The organism is Kitasatospora sp. P5_F3, assembly GCF_054049135.1.
Map to the genome: position 1 here is coordinate 48,334 of NZ_JBFUMY010000027.1, position 6,379 is coordinate 54,712.

Below are 6,379 nucleotides of genomic sequence, written 5' to 3' on the forward strand. Positions count from 1 at the left end.
CATGGCCGAGGCCACCGTCGATACCGTTGCCCCGCTTCCAGTCGCCATCGTCGGTGCCGGTCCGGCCGGCCTGATGCTGGCTCACCTGCTCGGGCGGGCGGGGGTCGAGACGATCGTGGTCGACACCCGCACCCGGCACGAGATCGAGACGACCCAGCGGGCCGGCATCCTCGAGGCCGATGCGGCCCGGGACCTGGTCGAGACCGGCGTCAGCGACCGGATCCTGCGCGAGGGCCACGAGCACGAGGGCATCGAGCTCCGGTTCGGCGGCCGGCCGCACCGCATCGACTTCAAGGAGCTGGTGGGCGAGGCGGTCTGGCTCTACCCGCAGACCGACGTGTTCATCGACCTGGCCGACGCCCGGGACCGCGACGGCGGCACGGTCCACTTCGGCGTCAGGGACACCGAGGTCCTCGACCTCGCGACCGACACGCCCCGGGTCCGCTACACCGCGCCCGACGGGTCCCGGCACGAGATCCGGGCGCGCTACGTGGTCGGTGCGGACGGGTCACGCGGCAGGTGCCGCGACCTGGTGCCCGAGGACCGGCGGGTGCGCTACGGCAAGGAGTACCCCTTCGCGTGGTTCGGCATCATGGCCCAGGCGCCGACGAGCGCGCCCGAACTGGTCTACGCCCACTCCGAGTTCGGCTTCGCGCTGATCAGCCAGCGGACCGAGAGCGTGCAGCGGATGTACTTCCAGTGCGCCCCGGACGAGTCCGTCGACGCCTGGCCGGACGACCGCATCTGGGAGACGCTCCAGGCCCGGGTGGCCGGCCAGGACGGCTTCCGCCTCGCGGAGGGGCCGATCCTCGACAAGACGGTGCTGCGGTTCCGCTCCTTCGTGCAGGAGCCGATGCGCTGGGGCTCGATGGCACTCGCGGGCGACGCCGCGCACACCGTGCCGCCGACCGGCGCGCGCGGGCTGAACCTCGCGCTGCACGACGTGAAGATCCTCGCCGAGGTCCTGCTGCGGGCCATCGGCAGTGGAGACGAGGGGGCGTTGGACGACTACCAGCCGCGCGCCCTCCAACGGGTCTGGCGGGCGCAGAACTTCTCCTCCTGGATGACCCGGCTGCTGCACACCGCGCCCGGTGGCACGCCGTTCGACCTGCGGCGCCAACTCGGCGAGCTCGACAACGTGGTGGGCACGCGGGCCGGCCGCAGCTACCTCGCCGAGCAGTACACCGGCTGGCCCACCGGCAGCCAGGACTGACCCCGGTGAGCCACCAGAGGGAGAACACATGATCATCGACTGTCACGGCCACTTCACCACCGCACCACCGCAGTTGGCGCAGTGGCGGGACCGGCAGACGGCGGCGTTCGGCACCCCCGACCGCGCACCCGACCCCGACGACATGGTCATCACCGACGACGACCTGCGCCGGGCGGTCGAGGGCCACCAACTGCGGTTGATGGACGAGCGCGGCATCGACCTGACGATCTTCTCGCCGCGGGCCAGCTTCATGGCCCACCACGTCGGCGACTTCGCGGTCTCCTCGGTGTGGGCACGGATCTGCAACGACCTGGTGCACCGGGTCAGCACGCTCTACCCCGACCGCTTCGCGATGGGCGCGATGCTGCCGCAGTCGCCGGGCGTCGACCCCGCGACCTGCCTGCCCGAACTGCGCCGCGCGGTCGAGGAGCTCGGCGCGGTGACGATCAACCTCAACCCCGATCCGTCGGGCGGCAGTTGGACCGCGCCACCGCTGACCGACCGCAGCTGGTACCCGGTCTACGAGGCGATGGCCGAGTACGACATCCCCGCCATGATCCACGTCAGCACCTCGTGCAACCCGGCCTTCCACACCACCGGCGCCCACTACCTGAACGCCGACACCACGGCGTTCATGCAGCTGCTCCAGGGCGACCTGTTCGCCGACTTCCCGACGCTGCGGTTCGTGATCCCGCACGGCGGCGGTGCGGTGCCCTACCACTGGGGCCGGTTCCGCGGCCTGGCGATGGCGCTGGGCAGGCCGGACCCCGAGACGCTGCTGGACAACGTCCTCTTCGACACCTGCGTCTATCACCAGCCCGGCATCGACCTGCTCACCCGGGTGATCCCCAGCCGGGCCGTGCTCTTCGCCAGCGAAATGATCGGCGCGGTCCGCGACATCGACCCGCGCACCGGTCACCACTTCGACGACACGAAGCGGTACGTCGAGGCCGCCCCGGACCTCACCGACCAGGAGCGGGCCGCCGTCCACTCCGGCAACGCCCTGCGCGTTTACCCCCGACTCGCCGCCCGGCTCGCCGCAGCCGGCCACTGACCCCAGGAGCAGAACGCATGGAGCACAGCGGGATCGGCATCGTCCGACCCTCCATCACCCGGGCCGATCCGAAGGCCGTCGCCGCGCTGTCGGAGTTCGGCGTTGCGACGATCCACGAGGCGATGGGCCGGGTGGGGCTGATGCGGCCGTACCTGCGCCCGGTCTACCCGAAGGCCCGGCTGTGCGGAACTGCGGTGACCGTCCTGCTGCAGCCCGGCGACAACTGGATGCTGCACGTCGCCGCCGAACAGATCCGGCCCGGCGACGTCGTGGTCGCAGCCTGCACGACCGAGAGCGAGGACGGCTTCTTCGGCGAGCTGCTCGCCACCTCGTTCCGCGCCCAGGGCTGCCAGGGCCTGGTCATCGACGGCGGCGTGCGCGACGTGGCCGACCTGGCGGAGATGGACTTCCCCGTCTTCGCACGGGCGGTCAACGCCAAGGGCACGGTCAAGGCCACGCTCGGCTCGGTCAACGTGCCGGTGGTCTGCGCCAACGCCCTGGTCCGGCCCGGGGACGTCGTCGTGGCGGACGGCGACGGTGTCGTCGTGGTGCCGCGCGAGCGGGCCGCCGAGGTCGCCGCGGCCTCGGCCGAGCGCGAGGCGAACGAGGAGAGCAAGCGCGCGCGGTTGCGCGCGGGCGAGCTCGGCCTGGACATGTACGGCATGCGCGGCCCGCTGGCCGAGCTCGGGCTGCGCTACGAGGAGCGGGGATGAGCTTCGAGAAGACCCCTGGCTGGCTGGACTGGTACACCGGTCCCAGCCGGCCGCAGTTCCGGCTGCCCGAGGGTGCCGTCGACGCGCACTGCCACGTCTTCGGCCCCGGGGCGGAGTTCCCGTACGCCGCCGAGCGCAGGTACACCCCCTGCGACGCGTCCAAGGACCAACTCCTCGAACTGCGCGACCACTTGGGCTTCACCCGCAACGTCGTGGTGCAGGCGACCTGCCACGGCGCCGACAACAGTGCCATGGTCGACGCCCTGCGGGCCTCCGGCGGCCTGGCCAGGGGCGTGGCGACGGTGCGGCCCGGGACCTCGGACGCGGAGTTGCGCGAGCTGCACGAGGCAGGTGTCCGCGGGGTGCGGTTCACCTTCGTCAAGCGGCTCGCCGACGCGGCGCCGCAGCAGGACCTGCTGGACGTCGTCGAGCGGATCACGCCGTACGGCTGGCACGTCGTCCTCTACTTCGAGGCCGCCGACCTGGCCGGCCTGCGCGACTTCCTGCTGTCGATCCCGGCGCCGCTGGTCATCGACCACATGGGCCGGCCCGACGTCGCGAAGGACCCGTACGGCCCGGAGTTCGAGGCGTTCCTGGACTTCCTACGGGCGAGGTCCGACATCTGGTGCAAGGTCACCTGCCCGGAGCGGCTGTCGGTGAGCGGCCCGCCCGCCCTCGACGGACGGCCCGAGACCTACCGCGACGTCGTCCCGTTCGCCCGGCGGGTGGTCGAGGAGTTCCCCGACCGCGTGCTGTGGGGCACCGACTGGCCGCACCCGAACCTCACCGACCACATGCCCGACGACGGCCTGCTCGTCGACTTCGTCCCGCAGATCGCGCCGACGCCGGAGCTGCAGCACAAGCTCCTGGTCGACAACCCGATGCGCCTGTACTGGCCGGACGCGGGCTGACCCCCGCACGATCGGAGCACCACCATGCCGCTGGACAAGACCTACAAGCTGGTGCCGGGGACGACCGTCTTCGACGCCGAGCAGTCCGCCAAGGGATACCACCTCAACCAGTTCTGCATGTCGCTGATGACGGCGGCGAACCGCGAGCGCTTCCTCGCCGACGAACACGCCTACCTGGACGGGTGGCCGCTGCGGGAGGAGCAGCGGCGGGCGCTGCTGGACCGCGACCTGAACGCCGCGGTCGGTGCGGGCGGCAACATCTACTTCCTCGCCAAGTGGGGCGCGGCGCTGGGACTCTCGTTCCAGCAGATGGCGGGCTCGATGACCGGTATGACCGAGCAGGAGTACCGCGCCATGATGGTCAAGGGTGGTCGCTCCGTCGAGGGCAACCGGATCGACCACGCGGTCCTCGAGGCGGCGTACCCCGACCCGACGCCGCCGGCCGGGCACGCCACGATCACCGGCGCGGTCTTCACCTCGCACGTGCCGGCGATCGGCGCGGCGATGGATCACCACCGGACCGACGAGCCCTACTGGCAGCCGGTCTTCGAGGGCTACGAGTTCTCCAGACGGTGGGAGCGGGAGAACCTCCCCGACGTGGTCTTCCTGGTCTACAACGACCACGCCACCGCGTTCGACCTGTCGCTGATCCCGACCTTCGCGCTCGGCACCGGCGCGGCGTACCCCACCGCCGACGAGGGCTACGGGCCCCGGCCGGTCCCGGGCATCGAGGGCGACCCCGACCTGGCCGCGCACATCGCGCACTCGCTCATCACGGACGACTTCGACCTCACCCTCGTCAACGAGATGACCGTCGACCACGGTCTGACCGTCCCGCTGTCGCTGATGTTCGGGGACGTCGAGAAGTGGCCGTGCAAGGTGATCCCGTTCCACGTCAACGTGGTGCAGTACCCCGTGCCCTCGGGCGCCAGGTGCTTCGCTCTCGGCCGGTCGCTGCGCAGGGCGATCGAGTCCTACGACCGGCCGTTGAAGGTCCAGGTGTGGGGCACCGGCGGCATGAGCCACCAACTGCACGGCCCCCGGGCCGGCCTGATCAACCAGGAGTGGGACAACGCCTTCCTGGACATGCTGGTCGACGACCCGGCCGGCCTGTCCCGGGTGCCGCACCTGGAGTACGTCGAGGAGGCCGGCTCGGAGGGCATCGAGCTGGTCATGTGGCTGATCGCCCGTGGGGCGATGAGCGACATCGACGGGGCCGGGGAGATCGAGGTCAGGCACCGCTTCCACCACGTGCCGGCCTCCAACACCGCCGTCGGCCACCTGATCCTGGACAACCACCCGCGGGCCGAGGCGCCCGCCGTGAAGGAGTGACATGACCGACCAGCAGACCGTCCGGATCGCCCTGGCCGGGGGCGGTGCCTTCGGTGCCAAGCACGCGGCCGCGCTCCGGCGGATCGAGGGCGTCGAGGTGACCGCCGTCGTGAGCGGCACCCTGGAGAGCGCCCGGGAGTTCGCCGAGGAGCAGGGCGTGGGCCGCGCCGTCGCGAGCCTGGAGGAGGTGCTGGCGATGGACGACGTCGACGCCGTCATCCTCGCCACGCCCACGCCGATGCACGCCGCCCAGACGCTGGCCTGCCTGGAGGCGGGCAAGCACGTCCAGGTCGAGATCCCGCTGGCCACCTCGCTCGCCGACGCCGAGGCGTGCCTGGCGGCACAGCAGCGCACCGGACTCGTCGCGATGGTGGGACACACCCGGCGGTTCAACCCCAGCCACCAGTGGGTGCGGCAGCGGATCCAGGCGGGGGAGTACGGCATCCAGCAGCTGGACGTGCAGACGTACTTCCTCCGTCGCACGAACGTCAACGCCCTCGGCCGGCCGCGCACCTGGACCGATCACCTGCTGTGGCACCACGCCGCGCACACCGCCGACCTGTTCGCCTACCAGACCGGGTCGCCGATCGTGCAGGCCAACGCGCTCCAGGGCCCGATCCACCCCGGGCTCGGCATCGCGATGGACATGTCGATCCAGCTGCGTGCGGCGAACGGCGCCATCTGCACCCTGTCGCTGTCGTTCAACAACGACGGGCCGCTCGGCACGTTCTTCCGCTACATCGGCGACACCGGCACCTACGTCGCGCGCTACGACGACCTGGCCACCGGCCGGGACGAGCCGATCGACGTGAGCGGGGTCGACGTCTCGATGGACGGCATCGAACTGCAGGACCGCGAGTTCGTCGCCGCGATCCGCGAGGGCCGCGAGCCGAACGCCTCCCTCGCGCAGGTGCTGCCCTGCTACCGGGTGCTGGCGTCCCTCGAGGAGCAGCTCGCCGCCGCATCGGGCGCGTGACGGTGCAGGTCACAAATCTGCGAACAACCGGGCCCAGGTGTATTTGAACCTGTTCAGAATGCTCTAGAGTCGAGCCCGTCGAGGCGCTGATCTGCGCCTTCGGCGGACTGCCCGCAGGGTGGCTTCCGCACGCCTGTCGACCACCGAGGGGGACTCATGTCCGGTCTGTCCACGCCCGCC

At 71.3% G+C, this 6,379-nt stretch carries 6 protein-coding genes; all 6 read left to right on the forward strand.

The window, feature by feature from the left end; genetic code table 11:
• Window position 1 precedes the first annotated feature (1 nt).
• Genes ACXJMZ_RS17720 through ACXJMZ_RS17745 form a run of 6 tightly spaced genes read left to right on the forward strand, consistent with a single transcriptional unit; the run spans window position 2 to window position 6,199 of the window.
• Window positions 2–1,213: a 4-hydroxybenzoate 3-monooxygenase gene (locus ACXJMZ_RS17720; protein ID WP_457031006.1), complete on the forward strand. Its 1,212-nt coding sequence runs from the start codon at window positions 2–4 to the stop codon at window positions 1,211–1,213.
• 28 nt (window positions 1,214–1,241) lie between these two features.
• On the forward strand, window positions 1,242–2,267 hold the full coding sequence (locus ACXJMZ_RS17725; RefSeq protein ID WP_457031007.1) for an amidohydrolase family protein: 1,026 nt from the start codon (window positions 1,242–1,244) through the stop codon (window positions 2,265–2,267).
• A 17-nt stretch (window positions 2,268–2,284) separates the two neighbouring features.
• Entirely contained in the window at window positions 2,285–2,980 is a 696-nt protein-coding gene (ligK, locus tag ACXJMZ_RS17730) for a 4-carboxy-4-hydroxy-2-oxoadipate aldolase/oxaloacetate decarboxylase (protein ID WP_457031008.1), read from the forward strand.
• Complete coding sequence (locus ACXJMZ_RS17735) at window positions 2,977–3,891, forward strand: amidohydrolase family protein (protein WP_457031009.1); 915 nt, start codon at window positions 2,977–2,979, stop codon at window positions 3,889–3,891. The genes ligK and ACXJMZ_RS17735 overlap by 4 nt, the downstream gene beginning before the upstream one ends.
• A 24-nt stretch (window positions 3,892–3,915) precedes the next feature.
• A complete protein-coding gene (gene ligA / locus ACXJMZ_RS17740; protein ID WP_457031010.1) occupies window positions 3,916–5,223 on the forward strand; it encodes a protocatechuate 4,5-dioxygenase subunit alpha in 1,308 nt (435 codons plus the stop codon).
• 1 nt (window position 5,224) lies between these two features.
• Window positions 5,225–6,199 (forward strand): Gfo/Idh/MocA family oxidoreductase, encoded by a 975-nt coding sequence (locus ACXJMZ_RS17745; RefSeq protein WP_457031011.1) that lies wholly within the window; start codon window positions 5,225–5,227, stop codon window positions 6,197–6,199.
• Window positions 6,200–6,379 lie beyond the last annotated feature (180 nt).

Excerpts from the sequence above, each read along its gene's own strand:
- ACXJMZ_RS17720 (WP_457031006.1), top strand. The coding sequence starts at position 2 with ATGGCCGAGGCCACCGTCGATACCGTTGCCCCGCTTCCAGTCGCCATC.
- ACXJMZ_RS17725 (WP_457031007.1), top strand. The coding sequence starts at position 1,242 with ATGATCATCGACTGTCACGGCCACTTCACCACCGCACCACCGCAGTTG.
- ligK (WP_457031008.1), top strand. The coding sequence starts at position 2,285 with ATGGAGCACAGCGGGATCGGCATCGTCCGACCCTCCATCACCCGGGCC.
- ACXJMZ_RS17735 (WP_457031009.1), top strand. The coding sequence starts at position 2,977 with ATGAGCTTCGAGAAGACCCCTGGCTGGCTGGACTGGTACACCGGTCCC.
- ligA (WP_457031010.1), top strand. The coding sequence starts at position 3,916 with ATGCCGCTGGACAAGACCTACAAGCTGGTGCCGGGGACGACCGTCTTC.
- ACXJMZ_RS17745 (WP_457031011.1), top strand. The coding sequence starts at position 5,225 with ATGACCGACCAGCAGACCGTCCGGATCGCCCTGGCCGGGGGCGGTGCC.